General features: G+C 65.3%; 29 protein-coding genes and 1 pseudogene. 14 read left to right on the top strand and 16 right to left on the bottom strand.

What is annotated here, in order from left to right; all coding sequences use genetic code 11:
- Nucleotides 1–17: 17 nt before the first annotated feature.
- The 3 genes from EJ078_RS03865 to EJ078_RS03855 all read right to left on the bottom strand — a co-directional run bounded on the left by EJ078_RS03865 (nucleotide 18) and on the right by EJ078_RS03855 (nucleotide 3,217).
- Complete coding sequence (locus tag EJ078_RS03865) at nucleotides 18–1,298, bottom strand: FAD-binding oxidoreductase (RefSeq protein WP_127215230.1); 1,281 nt, start codon at nucleotides 1,296–1,298, stop codon at nucleotides 18–20.
- Between the two features lie 49 nt (nucleotides 1,299–1,347).
- Nucleotides 1,348–2,175, bottom strand: coding sequence for a transporter substrate-binding domain-containing protein (locus tag EJ078_RS03860; protein ID WP_245457011.1), 828 nt, complete (start codon nucleotides 2,173–2,175; stop codon nucleotides 1,348–1,350).
- A 148-nt stretch (nucleotides 2,176–2,323) separates the two neighbouring features.
- Nucleotides 2,324–3,217, bottom strand: coding sequence for a LysR family transcriptional regulator (locus EJ078_RS03855; RefSeq protein ID WP_127215229.1), 894 nt, complete (start codon nucleotides 3,215–3,217; stop codon nucleotides 2,324–2,326).
- 148 nt (nucleotides 3,218–3,365) lie between these two features.
- Here EJ078_RS03855 and EJ078_RS03850 point away from each other — a divergent pair, with 148 nt between their 5' ends.
- Genes EJ078_RS03850 through EJ078_RS03835 form a run of 4 tightly spaced genes read left to right on the top strand, consistent with a single transcriptional unit; the run spans nucleotide 3,366 to nucleotide 6,483 of the window.
- On the top strand, nucleotides 3,366–4,556 hold the full coding sequence (locus tag EJ078_RS03850; RefSeq protein WP_127215228.1) for an MFS transporter: 1,191 nt from the start codon (nucleotides 3,366–3,368) through the stop codon (nucleotides 4,554–4,556).
- Nucleotides 4,553–5,023: a cyclophilin-like fold protein gene (locus EJ078_RS03845; protein ID WP_127215227.1), complete on the top strand. Its 471-nt coding sequence runs from the start codon at nucleotides 4,553–4,555 to the stop codon at nucleotides 5,021–5,023. The genes EJ078_RS03850 and EJ078_RS03845 overlap by 4 nt, the downstream gene beginning before the upstream one ends.
- Before the next feature lie 19 nt (nucleotides 5,024–5,042).
- Nucleotides 5,043–5,438, top strand: coding sequence for a cupin domain-containing protein (locus EJ078_RS03840; RefSeq protein WP_127215226.1), 396 nt, complete (start codon nucleotides 5,043–5,045; stop codon nucleotides 5,436–5,438).
- 28 nt (nucleotides 5,439–5,466) lie between these two features.
- Nucleotides 5,467–6,483 carry a zinc-dependent alcohol dehydrogenase family protein gene (locus EJ078_RS03835; protein ID WP_208721080.1) on the top strand — a complete coding sequence of 339 codons (1,017 nt, stop codon included), beginning with the start codon at nucleotides 5,467–5,469 and terminating at the stop codon, nucleotides 6,481–6,483.
- Here EJ078_RS03835 and EJ078_RS30105 read toward each other — a convergent pair.
- Nucleotides 6,480–6,698: a hypothetical protein gene (locus EJ078_RS30105; RefSeq protein ID WP_245457008.1), complete on the bottom strand. Its 219-nt coding sequence runs from the start codon at nucleotides 6,696–6,698 to the stop codon at nucleotides 6,480–6,482. The two genes, EJ078_RS03835 and EJ078_RS30105, sit on opposite strands and share 4 nt — an antisense overlap.
- A 132-nt stretch (nucleotides 6,699–6,830) precedes the next feature.
- Between EJ078_RS30105 and EJ078_RS30100 the strand changes: the two are divergent.
- A pseudogene (locus tag EJ078_RS30100) lies at nucleotides 6,831–6,989 on the top strand (arabinose transporter); the annotation flags it as partial.
- 94 nt (nucleotides 6,990–7,083) lie between these two features.
- Nucleotides 7,084–7,689 carry an MFS transporter gene (locus EJ078_RS30095; protein WP_245459100.1) on the top strand — a complete coding sequence of 202 codons (606 nt, stop codon included), beginning with the start codon at nucleotides 7,084–7,086 and terminating at the stop codon, nucleotides 7,687–7,689.
- 61 nt (nucleotides 7,690–7,750) lie between these two features.
- Here the strand turns inward: EJ078_RS30095 and EJ078_RS03825 are convergent, their stop codons facing one another.
- Nucleotides 7,751–8,275 (bottom strand): hypothetical protein, encoded by a 525-nt coding sequence (locus EJ078_RS03825; protein ID WP_127403193.1) that lies wholly within the window; start codon nucleotides 8,273–8,275, stop codon nucleotides 7,751–7,753.
- Nucleotides 8,276–8,494: 219 nt separating this feature from the next.
- Here EJ078_RS03825 and EJ078_RS03820 point away from each other — a divergent pair, with 219 nt between their 5' ends.
- Nucleotides 8,495–9,097, top strand: coding sequence for a cupin (locus EJ078_RS03820; protein ID WP_095824681.1), 603 nt, complete (start codon nucleotides 8,495–8,497; stop codon nucleotides 9,095–9,097).
- A 92-nt stretch (nucleotides 9,098–9,189) separates the two neighbouring features.
- Here EJ078_RS03820 and EJ078_RS03815 read toward each other — a convergent pair whose 3' ends face one another.
- Complete coding sequence (locus EJ078_RS03815) at nucleotides 9,190–9,549, bottom strand: hypothetical protein (protein WP_095824602.1); 360 nt, start codon at nucleotides 9,547–9,549, stop codon at nucleotides 9,190–9,192.
- Nucleotides 9,550–9,698: 149 nt separating this feature from the next.
- Here EJ078_RS03815 and EJ078_RS03810 point away from each other — a divergent pair, with 149 nt between their 5' ends.
- The gene (locus EJ078_RS03810; RefSeq protein WP_067321830.1) at nucleotides 9,699–9,989 is read left to right on the top strand and encodes a DUF982 domain-containing protein; all 291 of its coding nucleotides are present in this window, start codon (nucleotides 9,699–9,701) and stop codon (nucleotides 9,987–9,989) included.
- A gap of 18 nt (nucleotides 9,990–10,007) precedes the next feature.
- Here the strand turns inward: EJ078_RS03810 and EJ078_RS03805 are convergent, their stop codons facing one another.
- The 4 genes from EJ078_RS03805 to EJ078_RS03790 all read right to left on the bottom strand — a co-directional run bounded on the left by EJ078_RS03805 (nucleotide 10,008) and on the right by EJ078_RS03790 (nucleotide 12,585).
- A complete protein-coding gene (locus EJ078_RS03805; protein WP_127215223.1) occupies nucleotides 10,008–10,577 on the bottom strand; it encodes a DNA-3-methyladenine glycosylase in 570 nt (189 codons plus the stop codon).
- Complete coding sequence (locus EJ078_RS03800; RefSeq protein WP_127215222.1) at nucleotides 10,567–10,932, bottom strand: hypothetical protein; 366 nt, start codon at nucleotides 10,930–10,932, stop codon at nucleotides 10,567–10,569. Before EJ078_RS03800 ends, EJ078_RS03805 begins: the two co-directional genes overlap by 11 nt.
- Nucleotides 10,883–11,245, bottom strand: coding sequence for a VanZ family protein (locus EJ078_RS03795; protein WP_067321824.1), 363 nt, complete (start codon nucleotides 11,243–11,245; stop codon nucleotides 10,883–10,885). The genes EJ078_RS03800 and EJ078_RS03795 overlap by 50 nt, the downstream gene beginning before the upstream one ends.
- 191 nt (nucleotides 11,246–11,436) lie before the next feature.
- Nucleotides 11,437–12,585, bottom strand: a complete 1,149-nt coding sequence (locus tag EJ078_RS03790; RefSeq protein WP_127215221.1) for an amidohydrolase — start codon at nucleotides 12,583–12,585, stop codon at nucleotides 11,437–11,439.
- Nucleotides 12,586–12,779: 194 nt separating this feature from the next.
- Between EJ078_RS03790 and EJ078_RS03785 the strand changes: the two genes are divergently transcribed.
- Complete coding sequence (locus EJ078_RS03785; RefSeq protein WP_127403191.1) at nucleotides 12,780–13,685, top strand: alpha/beta hydrolase; 906 nt, start codon at nucleotides 12,780–12,782, stop codon at nucleotides 13,683–13,685.
- A gap of 177 nt (nucleotides 13,686–13,862) precedes the next feature.
- Here the strand turns inward: EJ078_RS03785 and EJ078_RS03780 are convergent, their stop codons facing one another.
- A complete protein-coding gene (locus EJ078_RS03780; RefSeq protein ID WP_127215219.1) occupies nucleotides 13,863–14,579 on the bottom strand; it encodes a class I SAM-dependent methyltransferase in 717 nt (238 codons plus the stop codon).
- Between the two features lie 175 nt (nucleotides 14,580–14,754).
- Here EJ078_RS03780 and EJ078_RS03775 point away from each other — a divergent pair, with 175 nt between their 5' ends.
- The 5 genes from EJ078_RS03775 (at nucleotide 14,755) to EJ078_RS03755 (ending at nucleotide 20,625) form a co-directional block, all read left to right on the top strand.
- Nucleotides 14,755–16,245 carry a winged helix-turn-helix domain-containing protein gene (locus EJ078_RS03775; protein ID WP_164750424.1) on the top strand — a complete coding sequence of 497 codons (1,491 nt, stop codon included), beginning with the start codon at nucleotides 14,755–14,757 and terminating at the stop codon, nucleotides 16,243–16,245.
- Between the two features lie 88 nt (nucleotides 16,246–16,333).
- Entirely contained in the window at nucleotides 16,334–17,653 is a 1,320-nt protein-coding gene (locus EJ078_RS03770) for an aspartate aminotransferase family protein (RefSeq protein WP_127403190.1), read from the top strand.
- 24 nt (nucleotides 17,654–17,677) lie between these two features.
- Complete coding sequence (locus tag EJ078_RS03765) at nucleotides 17,678–18,829, top strand: FAD-binding oxidoreductase (RefSeq protein WP_127403189.1); 1,152 nt, start codon at nucleotides 17,678–17,680, stop codon at nucleotides 18,827–18,829.
- 135 nt (nucleotides 18,830–18,964) lie between these two features.
- Complete coding sequence (locus EJ078_RS03760; protein ID WP_245457248.1) at nucleotides 18,965–19,534, top strand: EF-hand domain-containing protein; 570 nt, start codon at nucleotides 18,965–18,967, stop codon at nucleotides 19,532–19,534.
- A 137-nt stretch (nucleotides 19,535–19,671) separates the two neighbouring features.
- Entirely contained in the window at nucleotides 19,672–20,625 is a 954-nt protein-coding gene (locus EJ078_RS03755; RefSeq protein WP_127217116.1) for an EamA family transporter, read from the top strand.
- A gap of 360 nt (nucleotides 20,626–20,985) precedes the next feature.
- On the opposite strand, the gene EJ078_RS03750 is transcribed toward EJ078_RS03755, so the two are convergent.
- The 5 genes from EJ078_RS03750 to EJ078_RS03730 all read right to left on the bottom strand — a co-directional run bounded on the left by EJ078_RS03750 (nucleotide 20,986) and on the right by EJ078_RS03730 (nucleotide 25,737).
- Nucleotides 20,986–21,984 carry a 4-hydroxyproline epimerase gene (locus EJ078_RS03750; protein WP_095801468.1) on the bottom strand — a complete coding sequence of 333 codons (999 nt, stop codon included), beginning with the start codon at nucleotides 21,982–21,984 and terminating at the stop codon, nucleotides 20,986–20,988.
- Between the two features lie 11 nt (nucleotides 21,985–21,995).
- Nucleotides 21,996–22,856: an ABC transporter permease subunit gene (locus EJ078_RS03745; RefSeq protein ID WP_067321777.1), complete on the bottom strand. Its 861-nt coding sequence runs from the start codon at nucleotides 22,854–22,856 to the stop codon at nucleotides 21,996–21,998.
- Nucleotides 22,853–23,701, bottom strand: a complete 849-nt coding sequence (locus tag EJ078_RS03740) for an ABC transporter permease subunit (RefSeq protein WP_127240199.1) — start codon at nucleotides 23,699–23,701, stop codon at nucleotides 22,853–22,855. Before EJ078_RS03740 ends, EJ078_RS03745 begins: the two co-directional genes overlap by 4 nt.
- A 15-nt stretch (nucleotides 23,702–23,716) precedes the next feature.
- Nucleotides 23,717–24,808, bottom strand: coding sequence for a glycine betaine/L-proline ABC transporter ATP-binding protein (locus tag EJ078_RS03735; protein WP_127217285.1), 1,092 nt, complete (start codon nucleotides 24,806–24,808; stop codon nucleotides 23,717–23,719).
- A gap of 77 nt (nucleotides 24,809–24,885) precedes the next feature.
- Entirely contained in the window at nucleotides 24,886–25,737 is an 852-nt protein-coding gene (locus tag EJ078_RS03730; RefSeq protein WP_127217286.1) for a glycine betaine ABC transporter substrate-binding protein, read from the bottom strand.
- Nucleotides 25,738–25,815: the final 78 nt, after the last annotated feature.

The raw sequence follows: 25,815 nt of genomic DNA, 5'->3' as shown, positions 1-25,815 counted from the left end.
TGTCGATCTCCCTGTGGTCAGCGGGGGCGTTCGCGCCACCAATCCTGCGCCTGTAGCTTCCAATAGGTGAGTTGCGCCGCGGCAAGCCCGACCGGCCCGCCCGCCCAGGTCAGTCCGAACCGTTCGAACAGCCGGTAACGGTCCGACTGGCCGAGTATCGCCTCGGCCACCACCTTGCCGGCCATGGCGGTGGTGTTGATGCCATGGCCGCCAAACGCCGTGAGATACCAGACGCCTGGCTGCAGCTGTCCGATCTGGGGCATCAGGTGCCGGGCGTAGGCCATCAGCCCCGACCAGGCGAGTTCGGTCTTGAGCGCAGCGAGCTGAGGATAGGTTCCGACCATCTCCCGGCGCAATTCCCTGGCCAGCGCTGCCGGCGAAGCGGCCCGCGTGGTGATGCGTCCACCCCAGAGCAGCCGCCGCCCGTCTTCCACGACGCGGTAGTAGTCGCCGGCGCGGCGGCTATCGCCTATGCCGTCGGTCGTCGCGATGGCGCTGGCGATGAGTTCCGGGGCCTCCTCGGTCAGCATCACATAGGTCGCAATCGGCAACATGGCCCGCCTCAACTGGCCGAGCAGCCGTCCTGTGTAGCCGCCGGTGGCGAACACCGCCTGCCGCGCGCGTACTTCGCCGTTTGCTGTGCGCATGGTCTTTTGCGGGCCGTCGAGTCTCGCCTCGACGGCGCTCGTCGCCTCGTGGATCCTGCCGCCCAGCCTCTCGATCTCGTCGGCGACGGAGCGCAGATAGTTGAGCGGATGCATGTGGAAGGCGTTGGGGTCGCGCAGGCCCTGATAGTAGCGCTCGGACTGCAGCACCGCGCGCACCTGGTCACGCTCGAGATATTCGAGCGGATAGTCGAAATCCCGCGCCAGCCGTTCGGCGTGGCCCTTCAGTTCGGCGCCGCCGTCATGGCGAAGCACGCCGATAATTCCGGGGCGAGGCTTTGCCGCCTTGATGTCGAGATCCTTGATCGTCTGCCGCACGAATTCGACGCCTTCGATCGACACTCGGTGCAGCTTCTGTGCCGCCGCGGTGCCGGCCATCGCGGCGATATTGTCGCTGCCGGTGGCGAAGCCGGGGCTGACGAAGCCGCCGTTGCGGCCCGAGGCGCCGAAGCCGACGCGCTCGGCTTCGAGCAGGACGACTTCGCGCCCGGCGCGGGCCAGCTGCAGCGCCGTCGTCAGACCGGCCAGTCCGCCGCCGACAATGACCGTGTCGCATTCGGCCAGACCGGCCAAAGGTGGTCTGACCTTCTCGTCGGCAAGCGTGCGGCGATAATAAGTGTCGGGATAGGTCATGATGAATCGCATGAGAGCGGGCGGCCTTCAAAGCCGCCCGCGACGAACGTCATTCGGCGCTGTAGTTCTTGCCGTACCATTTGGTGGTCAGCGTGGCGAGTGTGCCGTCTTTTTTCATCTGGTCGATGATGCCGCCGATCTTGGTGGTCCACTCGGCGTCACCCTTGTCCGCGATCACCACCAGCGGCTCGCGGAAGGCGTAGTCGCCCTCGAGGATGCGCAGCGGATACCCGTTCTTGATGGCGTTCTGGGCGGTCTGCTCGGGCGCGATGACTGCGTCGAGCCGCACGCCGTCCCCAAGTCTCAAATCGTCGAATGGCAGCATGGAATCGGCAAAGGTCCGGATCTCGCCCGGTTGCAGCTTATATTCGACTGGCGGAAGGCCCGGAGCGTCGATCTCCAGCTGACGGCGGATGAAATCTTCCGAAGTCGTGGCGGTTTCGACACCGATCACCTTGCCGTTCAGGTCGTTCACGGACTTCGCCTTGCTGTCCTTGTGGACCACATAAACATAAGGGCTGTAATAATAAATGCCGGCGAAATCGATCACCTTGGCCCGGGCCTTGGTCGGCGTCACCGAGCCGACGCCGAGGTCGTAGCGGCCCTGCCAGTGGCCGCCAGTCATTGTGGCCCAGTCGGGCGTCTCGAAGCTGACCTCCACGCCCAGACGCTTGGCGATCTCTTTCGAGACGTCGATATCAAACCCCACCAACTGGTTGCTTTCGTCGAGAAAGCTCTGCGGCGGCCAGCCGCTGTTGGTCGCGACCACCATGGCCTTCTTGGATGTGACGCGATCCAGGGTTTCTCCCGCTCGCGCTGCCGACACGAATGCGAGCGCGCCGGCAGCCAGCGCGAAACAAGCGATCAATCTCCTCACGAAACCTCCCTCTCGTATGTAAGATGTCTGACAACGCAATTGTCCGGAAGGGGCAGGGCGAGTCAAGCATCTTTTGTCGGGCATTGCCGAGTTGAGCCTGCAATGGGCGTCCAGGCGCTGGGCGCTCGTGCCGCCCCCGGCCCCAGGCTCAACTCCGATGCCGAAGCGCCTCGACGACGACTGCCATCGCCGGAGAAAGCTGCCGCCGGCTCGGATAATAGAGGTGATAGCCCGGAAAGGGCAGGCTCCAATCATCGAGCACGAGCGTCAGCCGCCCGTCCGCGATGTGGCGGCTGACGAGGTTTTCCGGGACATAAGCGATGCCGTAGCCGCTTAGCGCCGCATCGATCATCGGCAGGGTCGAGTTAAAGGTCAGCTGGCCATCGACCCGGACCCGAAGCTCGCGGCCCTTCTTCTCGAACTCCCAGGCATAGAGCCCGCCAAACGTCGCCTGCCGCAGGCCGATGCAGTCATGCCCGACCAGATCCTGCGGTGTCCTCGGGACTGGGCGGCGGGAGAAATAATCCGGCGAGGCGATGGCCACCAGCCGCCAGTCGGGGCCGATCCGCACCGCGATCATGTCCCGGTCGACGCTCTCGCCAAGCCGCACGCCGGCGTCGAAGCGCTCCTCCACGATGTTGCGCATGCCGTTGTCGCTGTAGAGCTCGACGCGCAAGTCGGGATAGTCGCAGAGCATCGGCTCGAGCTTCGGCCAGACCGTCGTCTGCAGCGCATGGTCGGACAGCGTGATGCGTACCGTGCCAGCGGGCTTGTCTCGGAAGGCGACCAGACCCGCGAGATCTGCCTCGATCTCCTCGAAGCGTGGGGCGAGCGACTGGTAGAGCCGCTCGCCGGCTTCCGTCGGCGCCACGCTTCGCGTCGTGCGCGTAAGCAGGCGAACGCCGAGGCGAGCTTCCAGCTGCTTGATGGTGTGGCTGAGCGTCGACTGTGACGTGCCGAGTTCCGCCGCCGCCCTGGTGAAGCTGCGCTCCCGTGCGACAGCCAGGAACCACAGCAAATCTTTCATGTCGCCGCGCTGCATGGAGAACCTCCTGGTCGATTTATATCACAGGTCGATAAGTCCATACGGATTATCTGCTCTAATCGAATTGGTTGCACTGCAATATCTTCCGGGCAGGTCGCGGCGGCCGTGGCCGATTCCGGCGCCCCGTTTGCAAGGATGCCCCCGAATGGAAATCACTTACGACATAAGGCTTGTCGAAGACCGCGCCATGCGGGGGGCGGTGCTCTCGATGGCGCTTTGCGTTTCGGTGCTCATCGCCTCGGAGTTCATGCCGGTCAGCCTGCTGTCGCCGATCGCGACCGATCTCGGTATCACCGAGGGTCGGGCGGGCCAGGCGATCTCGATTTCGGGCATTTTCGCTGTCGTGACCAGCCTGCTAGTCGCCGGCCTGACGCGCCGCACCGATCGCAGGCTGGTCGTCACCGGCTTCACTGTGCTTCTCATCGCGTCCGGGCTTGCCGTCACCTTCGCCCCCAACTACGCGTTCCTGATGGCCGGCCGCGCGCTGCTCGGCCTGGCGATCGGCGGCTTCTGGTCGATGTCGACCGCGATCGTCATGCGCCTCGTCCCCGAGGAGCAGGTCCCTAAGGGCCTCGCCATGCTGAACGCCGGCAACGCCGTCGCGGCCACCATTGCCGCGCCGCTGGGCAGCCTGCTTGGGGCCTATGTCGGTTGGCGCGGCGCGTTCTTCCTGGTCGTGCCGCTCGGGTTCCTGGCGCTCGTCTGGCAGTGGCTCAGCCTGCCGCCGCTCCCGCCGCGCCGGCGGAAGGGGCTGGGCAACAGCCTGGCTCTTCTCGGCCGTCCTCCGGTCGCCGTCGGCATGGCATCGGTCATGATGCTGTTCATGGGTCAGTTCGCGCTCTTCACCTATCTGCGTCCCTTCCTCGAAAGGGTCACCCAGGTCGACGTCGCGACGCTTTCGGCGATCCTGCTGGTCATGGGGCTCGCGGGCGTCGGCGGCACCTTGTGCATCGGCCGGCTGCTGCGCGCGCGTCTGTTCAGCATCCTGATCGTCATTCCGCTGGTCATGGCCGTGCTTGCGCTCGCGCTCATCGCCCTCGGCGCAATACCCCTTCCCACGGCCCTGCTGCTTTTCGTCTGGGGTTTCTTCGGCACGGCCGCGCCCGTCGGCTGGGGCACCTGGCTCAGCCGCACGCTGCCTGAAGACGCGGAGGCCGGCGGCGGGTTGCAGGTGGCCGTCATCCAGCTTGCCATTACCGGCGGCGCCGCGATCGGCGGCACGCTTTTCGACACGGTCGGCTGGTGGGGAGCCTTTGCCTTCGGCGCGGCGCTGCTTTGCGGATCGGCGCTCGCCGCGTTCGCCGCATCGCGCATGGGCGGGAGAGCCGTGCCATGACGACCGGCCATCCCAAGCTCAGTCGCCGCGCATTGCTCGGCGCCGCGCTCGCATCAACGCTCCTGCCGCGGCGCGCCCGCAGCCAGCAGGGCAGGGGCCCGGCCAGCCAGGAACCCGCCGACATGAAGATCAGAATGACATTCGATGGCCGAACCATGACGGCCACGCTCTACGACAATCCTTCGGCACGCGATTTCTTTTCCATGCTGCCGCTCGATCTCACGATCGACGACTACGCGCGTAACGAGAAGATCGCCTATCTGCCGCGCAAGCTGACCGAAGAGGGCAGCGGCCCGTTCGGCAACGAGCAGCCCTATGACCTCTGCTACTTCGTGTCCTGGGGCAATCTGGCGATGTTCTACGCCGACTACCGCCATCCCGGGCTGATCAGGCTCGGCCGCTTCGACGGGGGCGAAGAGGCCCTGCACATACCCGGCGAGTTCCCGCTGCGCATCGAACGCATGTGAGAACGCAAAGGAGATCACCATGGACATTCTTCGCGCTGGCACGAGGCCGTCCGGCAAGGGGCCGTCCGACTGGTTCACCGGCACGGTCCGGATCGATCCGCTCTTCAATCCCTTCGATGCCGCGCGGGTGCAGGGCGCGCAGGTCACCTTCGAGCCCGGCGCCCGCACCGCCTGGCATACGCATCCACTGGGGCAGACGCTGATCGTTGTCTCCGGCCGTGGCCGCGTGCAGCGCGAGGGCGGGCCGCTCGAGGAGATCCGCCCCGGCGACGTCGTCTGGTTCGCGCCCGGCGAGAAGCATTGGCACGGCGCGTCGCCCGAGACGGCCATGACCCACATTGCCCTCCAGGAGGTCAAGGACGGCAAGGTCGTGGACTGGCTGGAACATGTCAGCGACGCCGACTACGGCGCCTGATCACCGATCGAACGAAAAGGAAAGCAAAATGCTCGCAACTGTTCTTCATAAGCCCGGCGATATCCGCTGCGAGGAAATCGAGGACCCGAAGATCCTTCGCCCGACGGACGCCATCATCAAGCTCTCGGCGAGCTGCATCTGCGGCTCGGACCTGTGGCCGTATCGCGGGCTGCAGCCGATCGATCGCCCGATGCATATGGGCCACGAATATTGCGGCATCGTCGTCGAGGTCGGCGCGGAGGTGCGCAACGTGCGCCCCGGCCAGTTCGTCGTCGGCTCCTTCTGCCTCTCCGACAACACCTGCCCGCATTGCCGCTTCGGCTTCCAGTCTTCCTGCGTGCAACGCGAGTTCATGTCGGGCGCGCAGGCGCCTTATGCCCGCGTGCCGCTGGCCGACGGCACCGTGGTGGCGACTTCCGAGGTTCCGCCGGCCGACCTGGTGCCTGACCTGTTGGCCGTCTCGGATGTGCTCGGCACCGGCTGGTATGCGGCGGATGCGGCCGAGGTGCGCGGAGGATCGACCGTTGTCGTCGTCGGCGACGGCGCCGTCGGCCTGATGGGCGTGCTCGCGGCGAGCGAGATGGGCGCGCAGCGCATCATCGCCATGAGCCGGCACGAGAGCCGCCAGAAACTCGCGCGCGAATTCGGCGCGACCGACATCGTGGCCGAGCGCGGCGAGGAAGGCATCGCCCGCATCAAGGAACTGACCGCGGGCGTCGGCGCGGACTCGGTGCTGGAATGCGTCGGTACGGCCGAATCCTTCGACCAGGCGCTGGCCTGCTCGCGCCCCGGCGGCACCATCGGCTATGTCGGCGTGCCGCATGGCGTGAGCTTCGACGGCCAGAAACTGTTCTTCGGCCAGAAGCGCATGCTGGGCGGCCCGGCGCCGGTGCGCCGCTTCCTGCCCGACCTGATGGAGCGCGTGCTCAAGGGCAGGATCAAGCCCGGCAAGGTTTTCGACCTCAAGCTGCCGCTGACCAAGGTCGCCGAAGGCTACCGCGCCATGGACGAGCGGCGCGCGATCAAGGTCATGCTCGAGGTCTAGGCGCCGGCGATGGTCGCGACGGGCACTGCAGCCGATGAAAGCTGGACGATGGCGAGATTGGTGCCGATCATGGCGGCGATCTTTGCCGGCTTCCTGCTCATCGGCCTGGCGCTGCCCGTCCTGCCGCTGCATCTGCATGACAGGCTCGGCTTCGGCCCGTTCGCCGTCGGGCTGGTGACGGGCAGCCAGTTCGTCGCCTCGCTGCTGTCGCGCATTGGTGCCGGAAACTATGCCGATCTGCGTGGCGGCAAGCGCGCCGTCGTGGTCGGCCTTGTCGCCGCCGCGCTGGCCGGGCTATCTATCTCGGCTCGCTGGCCTTGCTCGCTCAGCCGACCGCGTCCGCGACGGTGCTCTTCGTCGGCAGGGCGGTGCTGGGCGCGGCCGAGAGCTTCATCATCACCGGCGGCGTCGCCTGGGGCCTGGCGCTTGCCGGCGGACAGAACTCCGGCAAGGTCATCGCCTGGATCGGCATGGCAATGTTCGCGGCGCTGGCGCTCGGCGCGCCGATCGGGTCCGCGCTCTATGAAGCCGGGGGCTTCGCCGCGATCGCTCTCGCCACAATGGTCCTGCCCCCTTGCAATACTGCTCGCCACTCTACCGATGCGCGGCGTCAAGGCCGCCGGCAGCGCCGCGCGGCAGTCCTGGACGAGCGTCGCGCAAGCGGTCTGGCTTCCGGGCGTCGGAGCGGCCCTCAGCAGCCTCGGCTATGGCGCGATCCTGTCCTTCGCAGCGCTGCTCTTTGCCGAGCGCGGCTGGCATCCGGTGTGGCTTCCCTTCACCGCCTATGCGGCATCGCTGATCGCGGCAAGGCTGTGCTTCGGCCACCTGCCGGACAGGCTCGGCGGCGCCCGCGTCGCCGCCATCTTCGTGGTGGTCGAGGCGGCGGGCCTTCTATCGATCTGGCTTGCACCGGGGCCGCTCGTCGCGGCCATCGGAGCGGGCCTGACCGGGCTCGGCTGCTCGCTGGTCTATCCGGGCCTCGGCGCCGAGGCGGTCGCCCATCTCCCCGGGGGCAGCCGCGGCCTTGCCATGGGGCTCTACACCGTCTTTCTCGACGTGGCGCTCGGCTTCGGCAGCCCGGCGCTCGGCCTGATCGCCGCGTCCGCCGGGCTGCGGTTCGTCTTCCTCGCCGCCGCCGCGGCGGCCCTTCCGGCTTTGGCCATCGCGCTCTTGCTTCGCCGCAGGTCAGCCCGGGCAAGGATGTAACGGCAAGCGCGCCGCCGCTGCGCCGTTTCTGCAGGTCGTCGGATCGGCTCTTCGGTCAGCTTCAGTGCCGGGGCACTTCGGCCCACAACCGGGCTGCAAAGCCGCGCTTGTCGAGCACCCAGGTCTCGCCGGTCACCACCGCCTTGCCGTCCAGACATTTGTAGGAATAGACCGCGTCGTGACCGGTCGCGAAGGCTGGCACGACGTCGGCATTCGGGTTGGCCTTGCAGAATTCGGCCGCGCCGGGATTGTCGCGCGCGGCGTTCATTTTCGCGCAGGGCAGGTTTGCCCCGACGAAGCAGGCCAGCACCTTGCCGTTCATGCAGCGGTAGTTGGCCTGCGCCTGCAGTTCCGATTCCGCCGGCGCGCCCTTGGCGTCCGGAAAGAGCTTCCTGAACGCCTTGACCGTGCCGCCGTAGAGCTTGTGCGAGTAGGCGCGGATCGTATCGTCGTTCTTCACCTGGCGGCACAGTCGATGGAGATTTTGGCCCTTCGCCGCGCTGCCTGAAGCGAGGACCGGGAAGGCGGATGCCGCAAGCAGCACCGAAACGAAAACGCCGATGGTCGAAAGGCAAAATGCACGCATTTTGAACTCCTCGGGAAGGGCGCGCGGCCATTGCTGGCGTCGCGCATGGACGCCGGCAACCTCCCGCAGCTTGACCGCTGCGATGCCGGGAAGCAATGGGGGTCGCTCGTGCCGCGATCGTGCGTCGCCAACCTCTGGAACCAAGGCCGTCCCCACGGGTTGAGTTCAGTCGGCCGAGGTCGCAAGGCGTTGCAAGCGGCACTTATGGAGGGCCCGGCTTTGAGCATTGTCGAGAGCATCAAGAAAGCAGCGGAGAAGCTGACTGGGATCGCAAGACCGGGCACGTCCAGGCTCGCGGATCTGGTAAGGCAGAGGAAAGCCAATGCCTTCCGCTTCAAGGACGACGGCCTGGTTCCGAACCATCCGTCCTGGCCGCTGATCGTTTACCGCGGCGCCGTGACGTTGCCGGACGATCTCGATCCGGCAGCCGTCTTCGAGGAGCTATTCAAGGCGAATGGCTGGGGCGGCAGCTGGCGCAACGGCATCTACGACTATGTCCACTACCACTCGCGCATCCATGAGGTGCTGGGCATTGCGCGCGGCACGGCCAAGGTGCGCTTCGGCGGCGACAAGGGCCGCGCGCTCACGGTCAAGGCCGGCGACGTCGCGGTCCTGCCGGCCGGCACCGGTCACCAGCGGCTCTCGGCTTCCGACGATTTCCTCGTCGTCGGCGCCTATCCGCCCTCCGGCACCTATGACGAATGCACCAAGCCCGAGCAGCACGCGGAAGCGCTACGCATGATCCCGAAGGTGAGCCGGCCGCGCAACGACCCGGTCTATGGCCGCGACGGACCATTGCTGAAGGCGTGGGGCGAACGCTGAATGCAAGCATCCATCAAGCGTGGCCATCCCCACCTGCGCCTTCAACAAGAAACAGCGGCCGCCGATTTGCAGGCGTAGCGGCGCGCTTTCGCCTACGGATATTGCGTCTTCGTCGGCGCGTAGGTTGCCGGATCGAAATCCAGCTCCTTGGGCAACGGCTGGCTGGAGCATTGCAGGTGCACCTGGCGGGCAAGAAGCCGTCGCTGTTGCTGCTCATGCTCCTTCACGGCTGCCACCATCCCCATGCTGTACGGGCCGAGCAGCACGCCAAAACCCCAGCCGGGGTGCTCCTTTTCGCGCGCGTCGTAGTCCGAGGCCGCAATGCGGGCCTGCTGGCAGTCCGGCGAGGCCCATTTCGGGTCCTGCTGCGACAGCTTCGCTCCGTAGTCGACCGGAGAGGTCACGCATCCAGCCAGCGCCGCGCTGAGCGCGAGGATCATTGCGATTCGCATCCGCAAGCCTTTCCTAATGTGCGGGCGAGAAAACACACACGGAGGCTTCGGGCAAGCATCCGTCGACGGGAACCAAAATCGCTTTCGAGCTGCAACCGGCCTGCGGGACGCGCGTTGTCGAAGCAGCTTACCTCATGGAGCCCACACCAATGCCCGCCAAGCGTTTCTCTCAGCCCGTCGCAATCTTCGTCGGGCTCGGCTTTCCGCGCGAGATAAACACCGTCTTCGAGGCCTATCAGTTTCTCGACGAATGGACGGGCAGCCGCAGCCCGACCTACGCAACGACCATCGCGCTGTGCCGGGCGGCGGTCGCGGGTGAACAGGATGCCGAAGCCGCACGCGTCGCCTTCGAAGCGTTCGCGAGGTCGCGCGGCATTCTCGCTGCCGAAGCGATGGAACTGGCCGCGGCGCGTGCCGCGCAGGAATGGATGGCGGCGTGATCGATCGCTATCGATCTGTCAAAACTTCCGGCTGACATAAGGCGATCCGCCGAGGCCGAACCGCCACTGCGCCTGCACGCCCTTCGTGATACCGATCCTGCGTCCGCTCAGGATAGCGGCCGCGTTGGTTTCCGAGGCGGCAAACTCGAAGGGCGGCGCGATGAGCGACAGGCCGTTATGCGAGCCGTCGACGCCCATCGCCTGGCAGAGCTTGCCCGGGCCGGAGCAGAGCAGCCTGTCATCGTCGGTTCCCCGCCTGTCGCGCATGGCGGCGATGCCGGACTGCGGCTGGATCGCGCGGATCAGCACCGCGCTGCCCGGCAGGCACACCGCATTCAGGCACCAATGCAAGCCGTAGGAGCGATAGACATAGGCCGTGCCGGGGGCGCCATACATCGGCGCGTTGCGCGGCGTGCGGCCGCGATAGCTGTGCGAGGCCGGATCGTCGGGGCGATAGGCCTCGGTCTCGACAATGATGCCGCCGACGCCGGCGAGGCCGAGCCGCGCGCCGATCAAGGCGCGCGCCACAGTTACGGCTTCGCGCGCGAAGAAAGTGTGGTGCTGGTCGGCGTGAGCGCTAGGCGGCATGGCGGTCAACGCTCGTCAGATAGGCCATAATCATCCTGCGGCACTGGCCCATCGCGCGTTCGCCGGCGACGCTGGCCGGGTGCCGTTCGATGGCGCGGTGGACCACGTTCTCCAGGAGCGTCTCGATGAGCGCCGCCGCATCGCCCAGATCGAGGTCGGGCGCGATCTCGCGCCGGTGCCGCGCCAGCTGGTTTTTGATGATCCGGTCGCCGACCTCGCGGACCTTTTCCGCGCGATAGCGCCGCGCCAGCGAAGAACCCCAAGCGGGTTCCGCGCGGCTATTGCCTGCGCTGCCGTGCCGGGATTCAAATCCTCGGACCTGCCGAACGATCGACGGCCCTGCTCGCGACGGCAAACACAATCCGCGCCAAGGCAATCCCAATGAGCCCGGCCGCCGCTTTCACGAGCGCATCCTGGAGCCGGGCATGCCGGCCGGGATCGACCGCCTGCAGCAATTCCAATAGGCCGGCCGCGGCGCAGACAAACAGCATTGCGTGCATCAGGCGGGCGCGGAATCCGAAGGCCAAGGCAAGGCCGAACAGGGCATAGGCCAGAGCGCGTTCCATGTTCGCCTCACCGAGGTGCGGCCGCATTTGGACGGGTGAGAGGGTGGCAAACGTGATGGCCGCCAGCAGCACGAGGGCGGTAAGACGGGAGATCGAGGTCATTCCCCGCTCATACAAGCGGCAAGCCGGCATAACAATACAGGGCGCTACGCGGCACACGCAAACCGCCAGCGAAAGCTGTCCGGCCGGCCTGCGCACCGTCTCAGTTCAGCGTTTCATGGAAAAGGTGAACTGCCCTGTCTCTCTGTTCCGACGCAATTCCGGCCGGAGAATGCGCCTCCTTTCCAGCCCGCTCACCCCAGCAGATTGCGCGCCGCGCGCATGAAGATCTTCGAACCGATCGGGATCAGGTCGTCCGGGAAATCGTAGTCGGGATTGTGCAGCGCCGGGTAGCGCTCGCCGGCTCCGAGGAAGAACATCGCCGACTTGGCGCTGTGGCCGAAGATGCCGAAATCCTCCGAGGCGCGCATCGGCAAGGCTTCCTCGCCGCGCGACACGCCTTCCTCGTCCAGCGCGCGCTCGAGATGCTCCACCGCGTCCGGCGCGTTGACGCTGGCCACGAAAATCTCGTGGTAGTTGTGGCGGACGGAAAGGCCGTGTTGGGCGGCGATTCTTGCCGCCAGCGCCTCCGCCGCTGCAACCAACTCCGCCATGCGCTCGTCGCGGCGGGTGCGCAGCGTCGCCCACACCTCGGCATAGCCGGGCGCGATGCCGAACACCGCTTCGCCCATCGAGCAATGGGTGACGGTGACCATGGCGAAATCGTCGACGGCGAAGGTGCCGCGCCCGAGCGTCGGCAGCTGCGGCATCAACTCACTGACCGCCAGCATCGGCGAGCTGCCGGTTTCGGGCATGGAGGAATGCGCGGTCTTGCCTTCGAGCACGATCCGCATGCCGCGCGAGGCGCAATTCACCACGCCGGGTTTGAGCCTCACTTCGCCGAACGGCACGCCCGGCAGATTGTGCAGCGAGAAGGCGAAGTCAGGCTGGATCTCGGAAAAGCGCGGATCGGCAACGACGCCCGCCGCGCCATTGCCGGTCTCTTCCGCCGGCTGGAACATCAGCACCACGCGGCCGCGCGCCGGCCTCTGGCGCCCGAACTGGCGGCCGAGCGCAGCCAGGATCGCTGTGTGCCCGTCATGGCCGCACATATGCGACTTGCCCGGCACCTGCGAGGCATGCGCGACGCCCGAAAGCTCATGGATCGGCAACGCGTCGAGCTCGGAGCGAAACAGCACCGTCGGCCCGGCTTGCCCGCTGTCATAGACCGCCGCCACGCCATGGCCGCCGAGCCCGGTCAGCACCTTGTCGGGCCCGGTATCGGCGAGGAAGTCGACGACCTCCTTCGCCGTCTTCTCCTCTTCGTTGGAGATTTCCGGCTGCCGATGCAGCTTGCGCCGCCATTCCGTCAGCTCGACCAGGTCTCGGTTGGTCAGGGTCACGTTCGTCTCCGCGTGGTTTGCAGCTCACACAAACACAATAGGGTTCTGCTCGCGCCGTGCCATGCCGATCAATTCAAATAGTCCATGGGTGAATTCGCTGACGCAGCTTGACACATCCAGCGACTATCCCAACGATTTCCGTTGCCAAAGCTCAAAGCGCTACTAGTCGCGGCGCGCTTGGTCGGGGCGTAGAAATGAGCGGTGCGGGCGAAAACCTCGATCTAAAGGAAATCAACGCAATTCGCGCCTTGCTGGCGTCGAAGCCGCGGCCGGTGGGCTGGGACGAACGCCGGGCGCGGCTCGACGAGGTCGGCTCGTCCTCGCCGGTCGCGGCCGGTATCCGATGCGAGGCGGTGACCTTCAACGACCTCGCGTCCGAGTGGTCCTTGGCGCCCGGGTCCGACACGGACAAGGTGCTGCTCTTCTTCCATGGTGGCGGTTACTGCTCCGGCTCGATCAAAAGCCATCGTCGAATGGTGACAGAGGCCGGCCGGGCAATGAGAATGCGCACGCTTGCGGTCGGCTATCGGCGCGCGCCGGAACATCCCTTTCCCGCGCAGCACGAAGACGCGCTCGCGGCGTGGCGCTTCCTCGCCGAGCAAGGAATCGCGCCGGATCGCATCGTTGTCGGCAGAGACAGTGCCGGCGGCAATCTCAGCCTGTCACTGGTCGGCCGGTTGCGCGCGGCGGGCGAGCGGTTGCCCGGCTGCCTTTGGCTGGTCTCGCCCTGGACGGATCTTTCGATGTCCGGCACGACATTGTCAGCCAAGGACGGGATCGACCCCATCATCCACCGGGCCTATCTGGAGGAATTGGCGGGCGCCTATGTTCCGCATGATGTGGACCGGCGCGATCCGCTGATCTCGCCCTTGTTTGCCGATCTGACCGGATTTCCTCCAATGCTGATCCAGGTCGGTTCCGCCGAGACGCTGCTGTCGGACGCGACGCGGCTCGCCGAGGCCGCCGGCATGGCGGACGTCGAGGCACGCCTCGAAATCTGGCCGCATATGATCCATGCGTGGCCGGTCTGGAATGCGCAATTGAGCGCCGGGCAGCGCGCGCTTCTGAGCGCGGGCAGGTTTGCCCGCGAATTTGTGTAGCCACCGGCGGCCAGGCAGGATTGGCATGTTCCCGACCTGACCGCTTTGATGCCGCGCCTGGCAGCTCGATGTCCCGCCCACTCGCGCCCTGCATTTCGACCATTCAGGTAGAGCTTTGGTTCGCGTGTGAGTTCGCCGAGCCCGGCTCGTCGACGCGAAGTTGTCGGCCGCGAGCCGCTAAGCCTTGAAGCTGAACAACCGGAAAAGGTTCGAAGGACTCCTGTAGTGCTCACGCACCTCGCGGAAGCCGGCCCGCCGGCCAAGATTCCGCCAGGAAGACGCCGTCTCAGGGTAATCCATGCTATGCACGTGGGTGGCGAGCAGCAGCCATTCGAGGCTGCTGAGCGCTGAAAAATCTTTGCGCTGCCGTTCCCATCGTCTCATCCAGCCGGCCCGGCTCTCCCACATTTTGCATGTGTTCTCGTAGACCAGAAGCGTCCCGGATGGGCCGACAAGGCGCCGCAGCTGGTGCATGACCTCGAGTTTCTTGTCGAAGCGTAAATGGTGCAAGGACAGGCCGATCCAGGCGAAATCGACAGGCTCCTCCGACGCGGTCAGCCACTCTACGAAATCCCCGCGCCGCAGTTCGGCGGCGCATGACAGACCGGCGACATTGGCGGTTGCCTCATCGAGCGCTGTCCGCGACAGGTCGATGCCGACATAGCGACCGACGGGCAAGCCCTCCAAGGCAGCCGCACTGAACGAGGCGTCTCCGCATGCAAGGTCCAGGAAAGAGAAGCCAGGGCGTTGGTTTTGCAGCAACTGGCGAAGCACCGCATAAGCTTCACGGTGAAACAGGTAGTTGTTGTCCAGAACCTTGCGATAGATGCCCCACATTTCTTGGAACAGGGCAGAGGGGGGCACGGCAACTTCGATCTTGGTGGCGGCGGTCATGGGATCGCTCCTCTCGGTCAGGAGCAATCAAGGTGAAATGCGGGCCGCTAAATGTAGCGAACCGAGGTGCTAAAACTTCCGAAAACTTCCAAAAAACGCCTCATTGCATTAGCGTGAGCTGATGGAGGAGCGGCGCTACAGTTTTGGTCCTTTCTTGCTCGATGCGGGAGCGGGAATGCTTTACCGACGCGGAGTGCCGATTTCGGTAGGCTACCGGGCCATGCTGCTTCTGGAGCGCCTGCTGCGCTCGGCCGGAGTCGTGGTCGGTAAGGACGAACTGCTCGATGCAGCCTGGAACGGACTGGCGGTCGAGGAGGGCAACCTGTCGGTGCAGATCGCCGCCTTGCGCAAGGTCCTGGGCGAGGGACCCGACGCCTCGCATTCGATCCTGTCGGTCGCGCGCGTGGGCTACCGGCTGACCGGCGAGGTGCGGCTTGACGCAAGCGATACGCGAAACGGTGCAGCCGAATCGGACGAAGGGCCGTCCATCGCGGTGACCCGTTTTCGCCTGATCGGCGACGATCCCGAAAAGTCCTACTTTGCCGACGGCCTGTCGGAGGACATCATCACCGGCCTGTCGCGGTTGCGAGGTCTGCATGTGCGTGACCGGAGTTCTTCCTTTGCCTATGACCCGCAGCACATCGAGCTCGATCGCCTGCGCCGCGAGTTGAAAGTCCGCTACGTCCTGCAGGGCAGCGTGCGCCAGTCCGGGCAGGCCCTGAGGATCACGGCGACGCTGAGCGATGCCAGCGCGGGTACGCAGGTGTGGGCGGAACGCTTCGATGTCGAGAGCGGCGATTTCCTGGCGTTGCAAGACCAGATCACCCACAAGGTCATGGCTTCGATCGAGCCCCAGCTTTACGAAGCCGAGCGTCTGCGCCTCCATAGCCGTCCCGCCGAGAGGCTCGACGCCTGGGGCTTTGTGATGAAGGCCATGCCCCATGTCTGGACGTGGGGATCCGAGAAAGACCTCGACATGGCCGAGGGTCTGCTCGTCAAGGCGCTTGAGATCGATCCCGATTATGCCCGCGCCAACAGCCTTCTTGCCTGGACGACCGGCGCGCGGGCAGCGCTTGGCCTGACGCCGAAACCCCGTGAGCTGTTGGCCTCCGCTTTGACGAGGGCACAAGCGGCGGTCGTGCGCGATCAGGACGATCCCTGGGCGCATCTTTCGGCCGGCTATGTTCACATGGTGTCGCGAAATTTTCGCTCGGCGGTAGACGAATTGCTGGAGGCGATCGAACGCAATCCTGGGCTCTCGCTCGCGCACTGCATTCTGGGTTCCACCTATGGCTATGGCGACATGGCGGAGGATGGCTTGCATCACCTGGCGATTGCCGCGCGGCTCAGCCCGCGGGATTTCATTCAGGCGGCGATCTTTTCCACCATGGGTATCTGCCACTTCACCGCGGGACGGTTCGATGTGGCGGCCGATCTGGAGCGCCGGGCCGTTCAGCTTCGGCCGGCTTTCGGCACCGCTTGGCGGACTTATGCGGCGACGGCTGCCCTTGCCGGCGATGTCGCCACCGCCGCCGCGGCGTTGAAGGAGGCCCTGCGGCTACAGCCGAACCTCTCGGTGGCCTGGGTCGACGAGCACCACCCCATCGTCAGGCCCGAAAAGCGCGCTCTCTACATCAGCGGACTTCGCATGGCGGGGTTGGCCTAGCTTTGGCTTCAATTGGGTCTTGGTGGTCACGTCGCAGGCCTCGCCTGGCCGATTGCGCACTGCGCCAACAAAGCCATACGATCGAACCATGCCGCACTATCCAGACGCAATGCCCCTGTCGAAGACCCTGTTCGAACGTGCCAGGAAGGTGATGCCGGGCGGGAACACGCGCACCACGGTCTTTGTCGATCCGTTTCCGATCTATGCCTCGCGAGGCGAGGGGTGCAGGGTCTGGGATGTGGACGGCAACGTCTATTACGACTGCATCAACAATTTCACCTCGATGATCCATGGCTACACGCAACCGGATGTGGCCGCCGCGGTGATCGACCAGCTGCCGTTCGGCACGGCCTTCGGTGCGCCGACGGTCAGCGAGATCGAGCTTGCCGAGCTGCTGGTCGAGCGCTTGCCCTCGGTCGACCGGATCCGCTTCGCCAACTCCGGGACCGAGGGGGTGATGATGGCCATCAAGGCCGCGCGCGCCTTCACCGGGCGGCCCAAAATCGTCAAGATCGAGGGCGCCTATCACGGCTCCTACGACTTCGCCGAAGTCAGCCTTGACAGTACTCCCGCCAATTGGGGAGACATGCCGAATTCCACGCCCTATGCGAGGGGCACGCCGCGCGGGGTGCTGGACGATGTGATCGCCGTGCCGTTCAACGACAGCGAAGCGCTGCGCGCGGTCTTCGCCGCTGAGCGCGATACCATCGCCGGCGTGCTGGTCGATCCCATGCCGAACCGCGCCGGCCTCATTCCGGCGCGGCAGGATTACCTGCACGCCATGGTCGAGATCGCCCATGCGGCGGGTGCCCTGGTCATCTTCGACGAGGTGATTTCCTTCCGCCTCGGCTATTCGGGCGCGCAGGGGCTGTGGGGCATCGAGCCCGACCTGACGGCGCTGGGCAAGATCATCGGCGGAGGCTTTCCCGTGGGTGCCGTCGGCGGCCGGGCCGACATCATGGCGGTGTTCGATCCGACCCAGGGCAAGCCCGCTTTGCCGCATGGCGGCACCTTCACCGCCAATCCGGTGACGATGCGCGCCGGGCTGGCCGCGATGCGGGCGCTGACCAGGGAAAGCTTTGCCCACCTCGATCGCCTCGGCGCGTTGTTGCGCGACGGCATCGCCGCCTCATTGGGCAAGCATGGTCTTGCCGGCCAATGCGTCGGCCTGGGCTCGCTCTTCAAGGTCCATTTCACGTCGCATCCCGTCACGGATTACCGCTCCGTCTATCCCGGCCAGGCCGAACGCAGGAAGCTCGATGCCTTCCACAAGGGCTTGCTTGGCCGCGGCGTCTTGTCGGCCAGCTATGGCCTGTTCGCGCTGTCGACACCGATGACCGAGGCGGACGCCCGCGCCATTCTGCAGGCGATCGACGAGACCCTGGGCGAGATCGCTCGCCAGTCCTGAGACAGGCCGACAGGAGGATCACGGATGACAGCTTCTCCTCATGTGGTGGTGATCGGCGCCGGCACGTTGGGTTTGTGCTCGGCCCTCCACCTTGTCGAACAGGGCGCGCGCGTAACCGTGCTCGAAGGCCAGTCGATCGCCTCCGGATCGAGCGGCAGGTCGGTTGGCGTGGTCGGATCGCAATTTACCGATCCGTTTGAGATCATGCTTCGCGTTCATGCGCTGCGCCGCTTCCGCCAATGGGAGAGCCAGGGGCTTGGCTTCAACCATATCGGCTATCTGCGGCTGGCGCGCACGCAGAAGCAGATGGAACTGTTTGCAAAGTCGGTGGAAATTCAGGAAGAGGCCGGCCTGCGCTCCCGACTCTATCGTGCGAACGAACTCACGGAACTCGTGCCGCATATCAACCCGGGTGGGCTGGAGGGTGGGCTGTTCGGGCCCGACAATGGCTTCCTCGACCCTCACGAGATGTGCACTTTCCTGGCGCATTCGGTCCGCACCCAGGGCGGCGAAATCCGCCAGTATCGCAAGCTGCTCGGGGTAAGGCGGCGGCCGGGCGGCTACACGCTGGAGACCAGCGGCGATCCGATCGATTGCGATGTCGTGGTCAATGCGGCAGGAGCCTGGGCGCCTCAGGTCGCCGAACTCTTCGGCCAGCGCCTGCACATTTGGCCCGAGCGTCACGAGGCGGTCGTCATCCATCTCGACGAGCCGCTCGGCTACACGATGCCGATGGTCATGGATCTGGTGAACGGCGAAGGCAGCGGCCTCAACTTCCGCCATGAGAAAAGCACCGAACTGATCGCCGAGATCCACAAGGTCGACTCGCTCGCGCCGGAGGATCCCGACGATTATAACGACCAGTGCGAGGAAGGATCGAAGGTCAGACTGGCGGAGCTTCTCCTCGAGCGGCTGCCGGACCTGCCGGGCGCGCGGCTTGGCCGGGGCTGGGCCGGCCTTTACCCGGTGACCGCCGACCATCGCCCCTTCGTCGGCCCGATCGATGCTTCCGAGCCGACATTGGTGACCGCTGCCGGCGCCGGCGGCTATGGCATCCAGCTGGCACCGGTGATCGGGCAGATCGCGGCCGACTGGGTTCTTCACGGCGCCCCGGTTTCCGCGCCCGGCACCGAGAGCCTGCTGCCGTCGGCAGCGCGAAACATTGCTCTTAGGTGATTGAGCGATGGAGCTTGGCGGGATGTCGAAGTCCGTGTCACGCGCCTAGGAGCGCGCCGGCATTCTGCAGGCTCGAAACACTTCTTGGGCCGTCGGCGCTTCGCGCGGAACCATCGGATCGAGAGCAGGTTGGTTGTGCATCTCAGTTTGAGAGACAGTCACAGCTCAAGGGAGAACCCGATGAAACTTCCGTACAGAACCACAGCCGCCGCTGCTGCCTTGCTTTTCATGAGCTTCCCGGTCCTTGCCCAGACAAGTGCTGCGCCGGAGCCCACGCCGATTCCGCAGAAGCCTGGACCGACCGCGACACCGGAAGCCAACGCCCAACCCGCAGGTCCGACGCGCGAGGTGATCCGCCAGATGATCGACGACGCGCTCCAGGAGAAGCTGCAGGAAGATCGTTCGGCTGAACAGGGACCCCGGCATGGCGGACGTTGGCACCGCGAAGACAGACAAGCGCGGCGCGACGGCGACAGAATGGCTGGCAGGCCTGATCGGATGGGACCGCGCATGATGCACCGCGCCCGTATGCAGGTCATGTTCGCGATAGTGGATGCCGACGGCGACGGCGCACTGTCGCAGGGCGAAGTTCAGGATATCGTCGGCAGGATCTTCAACGCCGCCGACGAGGATGGCGACGGCAGCCTCGACCTGGACGAGCTGCAGTCGTTCATGCATGGCTCCGGTGGCGGGCGCATGCGGTAGCGGCGCCGAAGCACATCCAGCCAGAGCGAAGCATCTTGGCCGCCGCTGTCCATGGAAGCGCATATATGTGACGGCCCGGGATTGAGATATATTGCCGCCATCCTTGGGCGCTGACGTTCTTTGAACGGGGGCATGACATGCAGGCGGTGCCGATAGCTCATCCGACGGAACAGTCCGCCGCCGCCTCGATACCTTCGCTCTCCGGCTATCCGGCCGCGGTGCTGTGCTGGCTGCTGTCGGCCGGCGTCTATATCGCGGCAAAATGGGTGGCGCCGGAAATGCCGCCCTGGGGACTCTGCTTCTGGCGGCTTGCGCTCGCCTGCGCCATCCTGCTGCCGATCGTGCATCGCCATCACGGCGCGATGATCGCGCTTCTCAAATCCCGGCCGCTCGAGATCGCCGCCGTCGGAGCGATCGGCCTGACGCTCTGCCAGGGCATGATCTACCGCGGCCTCGCCGACACCGACGCGACCACGGCCGGCATCATCATGGCGCTGTCTCCGGTCATGACGATGGTGCTCGCGCGTTTCGTGCTCGGCGAGCCGCTCGGGCTTTGGCAGGCGCTCGGCGCGGTCTTTGCGCTCGCCGGCATGCTGGTGATCGTCGCGCATGGCGACCTGGCGGCGCTGCTTCAGCTCCAGTTCAACCTGGGCGAATTGTGGATCGTCGGCAGCGCGTTCTGCTGGGCGCTCTACACCGTGCTGGTGCGCCGGTCCAAATTCGGCATCGAGCTGTTGCCGCTGGTGGTGCTCCTGCTCGGCGCCGGCGCGCTCGTCGCCCTGCCTTTCCATCTGTGGGAACTGGTCAACGACGAACGCTCCGCCTTGAACGCCCATGGCTGGCTCGCGCTCGCCTATCTGGCGGGCCCGGGCGGCGCCCTGATGTACTATCTCTACAATCGCAGCGTGGCGACGCTCGGCGCCAGCCGGGCGAGCATGCTGCTCTATCTGCAGACGATGTTCGTCGCCATCCTCGCCTATCTGCTGCTCGGCGAGAGCCTGCATGACTACGATCTCATCGGCGCCGCCTTCATCGTCGCCGGCATCGTGCTTGCCACGATGTTGAAGCCGCATGCGGCTCGCGTCGCGTAGCCCGGTGATGGCAAGTGCAAGGAGAGTTTACCGCATCGGCGCGGTCGATCGCCCATGCCCGATGTCCTTGGGGGTTCGAATGACACGGTCTGTCGACACCCTGACACGGGAGCGGCCCGGAGCCCTTGTGGGTTTGGTGGCGAAAGGCAAGGGCCACCGGGCCTAACCGGCGGGGACCTAGTACGGGGACTTCGCTAAGAGGGCACCGGCTGATAGAAATATGCGCTAATGCTAACACAATTGAAACGCATCCCTAAGGACGATGGCCAGACTGGCCAGCTTAGGTAAATATCGGCCGTGCGCTTCGCATGCTCGGCCATTCGGACGACCGAGGCCACGACAAGGCAGCGAAGCAAGCGCCTACCTGATCTGGAATCCGTGGGCCAACGGATCGCGGTCGTCCACAAAGATCGTATTGTGGCCAATAATTTGCGCCCATCCGCCGACGCTTGGCCGAATGCCTTTGAAAGGGCCAACGTCAACCTCCGCCTCGACACGGCCCTCGAAGACAGTGCCGATCAGGCTTTCCTGGCGGAAGCTGTCGCCGACTTTCAGGCGGCCCTTGCCGCGAAGTTGCGCCATGCGCGCCGACGTTCCCGTGCCGCCCGGCGAACGGTCGATCGCCTTGTCGCCGTAGAAGACCGCACCGCGGCCGTCGGCATCGCTGCCCAAGGGTTTGTCGCACCAGATGGCGTGGTGGACGCCGCTTATTCTCTCGTCCTCGGGGTGGGCCGGATTGCAGACAGTCGCCAACGCGTCGCGCAGACGCCGGCTGAGGTCGACGATGTCGCTGGCCGACATGCCCTCCAGACCCTGCCAGTTTTCCTGCGGCTCGACCACCGCGTAGAAATTGCCGCCATAGGCGATGTCGACCACGAGCCGGCCGAGCCCTGGAACATGGACGCCGACATCGGCCGCATGCAGATAACTGGCGACATTGAACATCCGCACGGAGTCCACGAATTCGCCCGGCTTCTCGTATTGGATGTCCACTCTTCCCGCCGGCGTCTCGATCGACAGCCTGCCCGGGATGCGCGGCGTAACGAGCCCTTCTTCCAGCGCCGCCGTAACCAGGCCGATCGTGCCGGCGCCGCACATCGGCAGGCAGCCGCTGACCTCGATGAAGATGACGGCGAAATCGCAGTCCTCGCGGTAGGCGGGATAGATGATGGCGCCCGACATGATGTCGTGGCCGCGCGGTTCGAACATCAGCGCCCGCCGGATCCAGTCATGCTCGCGCACGAAGAGCTCGCGTCGCTCGGCGATCGGGGCGTGCGGCAGCAAGGGTCCGCCGCCGGCGACCAGCCGAACCGGGTTGCCGCAGGTGTGGGCGTCGATGCAGAAGAAGCTGCGGCGCATGATCTCTCCGTTCAGGCAGGCTTGGCCGCACCGGGTGCCCGGCTGCGCTCCAGCGCGCCCCTCGACAGCCGGTCGAGGAAGATGGCGATCGCCACGATCGACAGGCCGGCCCGCAGGCCGAGCCCCATCTCCATGCGGGTCAATCCCCGCGTCACCTCCGCGCCGAGGCCGCCCGCTCCGACGAGGCCGGCCAGCACGACCATAGCCAGTGAGAGCAGAATGCACTGGTTGAGGCCGACCAGCAGGGTCGGCGTGGCGGAGGGGATTTCTATCTTGAACAGGATCGATCGCGGCGAAGCCCCGGTGGCCTGGCCAAGCTCCAGAAGATCCTTCGGCACCTGGTTGAAGGCGAGCGTCGTCAGGCGCAGCATCGGCGGTATGCCGTAGACGATCGTCGCGATGATCGCCGGCACGCGGCCGAGGCTGAAGATCATGACGGCTGGGATGAGATAGACCCAAGGCGGTACCGTCTGCATGATGTCCAGCACCGGCCGGATCGCGGCCTCGAAATTCTTGGAGCGCGATGCCAGGATGCCGAGCGGGAACGCGATCGACACCGAGATGATCACCGCCACCGTCACCAGCGCCAGCGTCTGCATCGACGCGGCCCAGAAGCCGGCCAGCAGGCAGAAGAGAAGCGCAACGGCCGTCACGACGGCAACCCTGGTGCCGACGAGAAAGAAGGCCAGAGCAACGGCCAAGACGATCGTCACATAGGCGGGCGGGTAGAGCAGGGCGACTTCGATGCCGCTGAGCACCGCCTCGATCAGTTTGGCCACGGCGTCGAAAAACGGATGGAAGTTGGTGTTCAGCCAATCCACCGCGGGGGCAAGATAACCCCCCGGCGAAAAGCGGAGCAGATCGAAATTCATCTTGCGCCTCCCTTGGCGCGGCTGGCCGCGCTTTGCGTGAGCCTGTCGAGCACCATGGTCAGTATGACGATGGCGATGGCGGCGTTGATAGAGGTTGCAATGTCGAGCGTGCGCACGGCCGAATAGATTGTCTCGCCGAGACCGCCCGAACCGACGATGCCGGCGATGACGACCATGCCGAAGGCCATCATCAGGCTCTGGTTGATCCCCGCCATGACGCTCGGGATGGCGAAGGGGAGCCTGATCTTGACGAACATCTGCCAAGGGGTCAGGCCGGTCGCGTGTCCCAGCTCCACGAATTCGCGCGGCGTCATTCGGATGCCCAGCGCAGTGAGCCGGATGGCAGGAGGCATCGCGACGATGAAAGTGGCCACGAGCGCGGTCGCCGGTCCGTAACCCAGCAGCGCGATCGCCGGAAGAAGATAGATGTAGGGTGGCAGCGTCTGGATCAGGTCGAGTATCGGCTCGAGGAAACGGTCGAACGCCCTGCCGAAACCCGCCACGATGCCGATCGGAATGCCGAAGAGCAGCGCCAATATGGTGGCGGTAATCACCAGGGCGAGCGTGCTCATGGTCTCGGCCCAGAGCCCCATGACCGCGCAGAAGACCAGGGCAAGCCCGGCGAGAACGCCGGCGAGGGCATTGATCAGTCGCCACGCGAGCAGCGCCGCGACCATCGCGATCAGGTAGAACGGTGCGAGCTGCAGCAGCCAGAGGACGCCGTCATAGGTTCCTTCAAGCCCGGCCCTCAGCGTTTCGAACAGCCAGTCGCCATTGTCGCTTATCCAGCCGAGAGCCGTGTCGGTCCAACTGTCGAACGTGTCGGTGATGGTCGAGATGTCCATAGTGCTCCTCCCGAGCTATGCCGCCACGAGTTCCCCCGCAGGCTTGCCGGCGACACCGCGCAGCAGGCCGCGGATGGTGACGACGCCGACGACCGTTTCGCCCTCGACCACCGCGACCGCATCGCGATCGGACTGGGTCGTGAGGTCGATGAGCGCGCCGATGTCGGCCTCGGGCGACGTTTGGGGCAGGGCGTTCACGTCGCTATGCGGTTGCGCACTCTTGTATTCGCCCACTGGCGTCATCACGGAGTGCGCCTTGACCAGGTGAATCCTGGAAATGCCCGCCACGAAATCGGAGACGTAATCGTCTGCGGGTTTTGTCACGATGTCTTCAGCCGTCCCGACCTGGACGATGACGCCGTCCTTCATGATAGCAATACGGTCGCCGATGCGGATGGCTTCCTCGAGATCATGCGTGATGAAGACCGCCGACTTGCCGAGCGACTTCGTCAGTTGCCGGAACTCGTCCTGCAACTGACGGCGGATGAGCGGGTCGAGCGCGCTGAAAGGCTCGTCCATGAGGATGATTTCCGGGTCTGCCGCCAAGGCTCGGGCGAGGCCCACGCGCTGCTGCATGCCGCCGGAAAGCTCCGAGGGATAGCGCGATGTCCAATCGGCGAGCCCGACCTTTCCGAGGGCAGCACGGGCGATCTTGTTGCGTTCTTCCTTGGCGACGCCGCGCACCTCGAGGCCGAAGCCGGCGTTTTCCAGAACCGTGCGGTGCGGCAGGAGCGCCACGCTTTGGAACACCATGCCGATATTGCGGGCGCGCATGTCGCGCAGCTCGGAGGCATTGAGTTTGGCGATCTCCTTTCCCTTGACCGTGATCTTGCCGAGGCTCGGCTCGATCAGGCGATTAAGCAGACGGATCAGCGTCGACTTGCCGCTTCCCGAGAGGCCCATGATGCAGAAGATCTCGCCGCGGCGGACCTGGAGGCTAGCGTCGGCAACACCGACCACGCAGTTGAACTCCTGCAGCACCTGCTTTTTGGGGAGCCCGCGCTCGGAGATCGCCTTGACCGCGGCCGAGGCGCGGCTCCCGAACACCTTCCACACGGATTTGCAGTCGACCAACACTTCGTTGGGGGCATTCACGGTCATGTTCATTGCCTTCCCCATGGGCCACCAAATGGCTATCGTGTTTGGAGGCGGGCAGCCGGTTCGGCGGCCCGCCGTTGGTGTGATTACTCGCCCTTGATGTTTTCCCAGCGCTTCAGGAGATCGGCGTGAGCGTCGGTCCAGGCCTTGACGGCTTCATCCATCTTCTTGCCGTCGCTGACCGCGCCGTTGATGGCGGTAATATCAGCGAGCGGCACATAGACCGAGGCGATGACCTCGCGGGCATGCGGATGGTCGGCCGAGAAGCCCTTCTTGGCAATCCAGTAGTAGCTCTGCGGCGGCGGGAAGATGCCCTTCGGATCCTTGAGGAATTTCACGGGATACTTCTGCATCATCCAGGACGGCTCCCAGATGGTGACGGCGATCCATTCCTTGCGGTCGACGGCCGACTTCAGCGCGGCGGTCATCGCGGCGGTGCTGCCTTCGACCAGCTGGAGCTTCAGGCCGTATTCCTTGACCGCATTGGCGGCGTCGCGCATCAGGCCCGAACCCGGCTCGATGCCGACGATCTTGCCGCCGAACTTGTCGGCGTTGTCGTTGAGCTGCTCGGTCGAATCGATGGTCACGTAGTTCGGCACGGCGATCGCCTGGTAGAGGCCGTGCGAAACCGGAGAGATCTTCTCGAGGCGCTTCTTGTTCTTGTCCCAGTAGTCCTGCGCGACATAGTCCGTCTGCGAGGCGAGCAGTTGAATGTCGCCCTTGGTCAATGCGGCGTAGGCGATGCCCCATTCGGAAAAATCGACCACCTTGACGGTGTAGCCGGCGTCCTCAAGCACCTTCTTGGTGATGCCTGTGATGGGGGTGAGATCCTCCCACGACATCGTGCCAACGGTGATTGTCTTTTCTTCCGCCTGAGCGGACAGCATGGTCATCCCGACCATCGCGGCAGCGCAGAGCGCTTTCCACAACGTCTTCATGTTTCCTCACTCCTTAGTTATCGTTTCCATTCCCGTTCGAAGACTTCGCGGTCTGCTCGGTCTTCACATTGCGCGGCG

It is taken from the genome of Mesorhizobium sp. M1A.F.Ca.IN.022.06.1.1 (assembly GCF_003952605.1).
GTDB lineage: Bacteria > Pseudomonadota > Alphaproteobacteria > Rhizobiales > Rhizobiaceae > Mesorhizobium.
The sequence above is the reverse complement of the archived record's forward strand: the minus strand, read 5'-3'. Positions and strand labels throughout refer to the sequence as shown.

Bases quoted from the DNA above. Each gene is read 5' to 3' on its own strand.
- EJ078_RS03805 (WP_127215223.1), bottom strand. From the start codon at position 10,577: ATGCCGCCTAGCGCTCACGCCGACCAGCACCACACTTTCTTCGCGCGC.
- EJ078_RS03815 (WP_095824602.1), bottom strand. From the start codon at position 9,549: ATGCGAATCGCAATGATCCTCGCGCTCAGCGCGGCGCTGGCTGGATGC.
- EJ078_RS03795 (WP_067321824.1), bottom strand. From the start codon at position 11,245: ATGACCTCGATCTCCCGTCTTACCGCCCTCGTGCTGCTGGCGGCCATC.
- EJ078_RS03845 (WP_127215227.1), top strand. From the start codon at position 4,553: ATGACGACCGGCCATCCCAAGCTCAGTCGCCGCGCATTGCTCGGCGCC.
- EJ078_RS03780 (WP_127215219.1), bottom strand. From the start codon at position 14,579: ATGACCGCCGCCACCAAGATCGAAGTTGCCGTGCCCCCCTCTGCCCTG.
- EJ078_RS03810 (WP_067321830.1), top strand. From the start codon at position 9,699: ATGCCCGCCAAGCGTTTCTCTCAGCCCGTCGCAATCTTCGTCGGGCTC.
- EJ078_RS03770 (WP_127403190.1), top strand. From the start codon at position 16,334: ATGCCGCACTATCCAGACGCAATGCCCCTGTCGAAGACCCTGTTCGAA.
- EJ078_RS30095 (WP_245459100.1), top strand. From the start codon at position 7,084: ATGCGCGGCGTCAAGGCCGCCGGCAGCGCCGCGCGGCAGTCCTGGACG.
- EJ078_RS03850 (WP_127215228.1), top strand. From the start codon at position 3,366: ATGGAAATCACTTACGACATAAGGCTTGTCGAAGACCGCGCCATGCGG.
- EJ078_RS03865 (WP_127215230.1), bottom strand. From the start codon at position 1,298: ATGACCTATCCCGACACTTATTATCGCCGCACGCTTGCCGACGAGAAG.
- EJ078_RS03765 (WP_127403189.1), top strand. From the start codon at position 17,678: ATGACAGCTTCTCCTCATGTGGTGGTGATCGGCGCCGGCACGTTGGGT.
- EJ078_RS03825 (WP_127403193.1), bottom strand. From the start codon at position 8,275: ATGCGTGCATTTTGCCTTTCGACCATCGGCGTTTTCGTTTCGGTGCTG.
- EJ078_RS03750 (WP_095801468.1), bottom strand. From the start codon at position 21,984: ATGCGCCGCAGCTTCTTCTGCATCGACGCCCACACCTGCGGCAACCCG.
- EJ078_RS03745 (WP_067321777.1), bottom strand. From the start codon at position 22,856: ATGAATTTCGATCTGCTCCGCTTTTCGCCGGGGGGTTATCTTGCCCCC.
- EJ078_RS03735 (WP_127217285.1), bottom strand. From the start codon at position 24,808: ATGAACATGACCGTGAATGCCCCCAACGAAGTGTTGGTCGACTGCAAA.
- EJ078_RS30105 (WP_245457008.1), bottom strand. From the start codon at position 6,698: ATGCGCGACAGCAGCGAGGCGACGAACTGGCTGCCCGTCACCAGCCCG.
- EJ078_RS03835 (WP_208721080.1), top strand. From the start codon at position 5,467: ATGCTCGCAACTGTTCTTCATAAGCCCGGCGATATCCGCTGCGAGGAA.
- EJ078_RS03755 (WP_127217116.1), top strand. From the start codon at position 19,672: ATGCAGGCGGTGCCGATAGCTCATCCGACGGAACAGTCCGCCGCCGCC.
- EJ078_RS03855 (WP_127215229.1), bottom strand. From the start codon at position 3,217: ATGCAGCGCGGCGACATGAAAGATTTGCTGTGGTTCCTGGCTGTCGCA.
- EJ078_RS03785 (WP_127403191.1), top strand. From the start codon at position 12,780: ATGAGCGGTGCGGGCGAAAACCTCGATCTAAAGGAAATCAACGCAATT.
- EJ078_RS03740 (WP_127240199.1), bottom strand. From the start codon at position 23,701: ATGGACATCTCGACCATCACCGACACGTTCGACAGTTGGACCGACACG.
- EJ078_RS03840 (WP_127215226.1), top strand. From the start codon at position 5,043: ATGGACATTCTTCGCGCTGGCACGAGGCCGTCCGGCAAGGGGCCGTCC.
- EJ078_RS03775 (WP_164750424.1), top strand. From the start codon at position 14,755: ATGCTTTACCGACGCGGAGTGCCGATTTCGGTAGGCTACCGGGCCATG.
- EJ078_RS03730 (WP_127217286.1), bottom strand. From the start codon at position 25,737: ATGAAGACGTTGTGGAAAGCGCTCTGCGCTGCCGCGATGGTCGGGATG.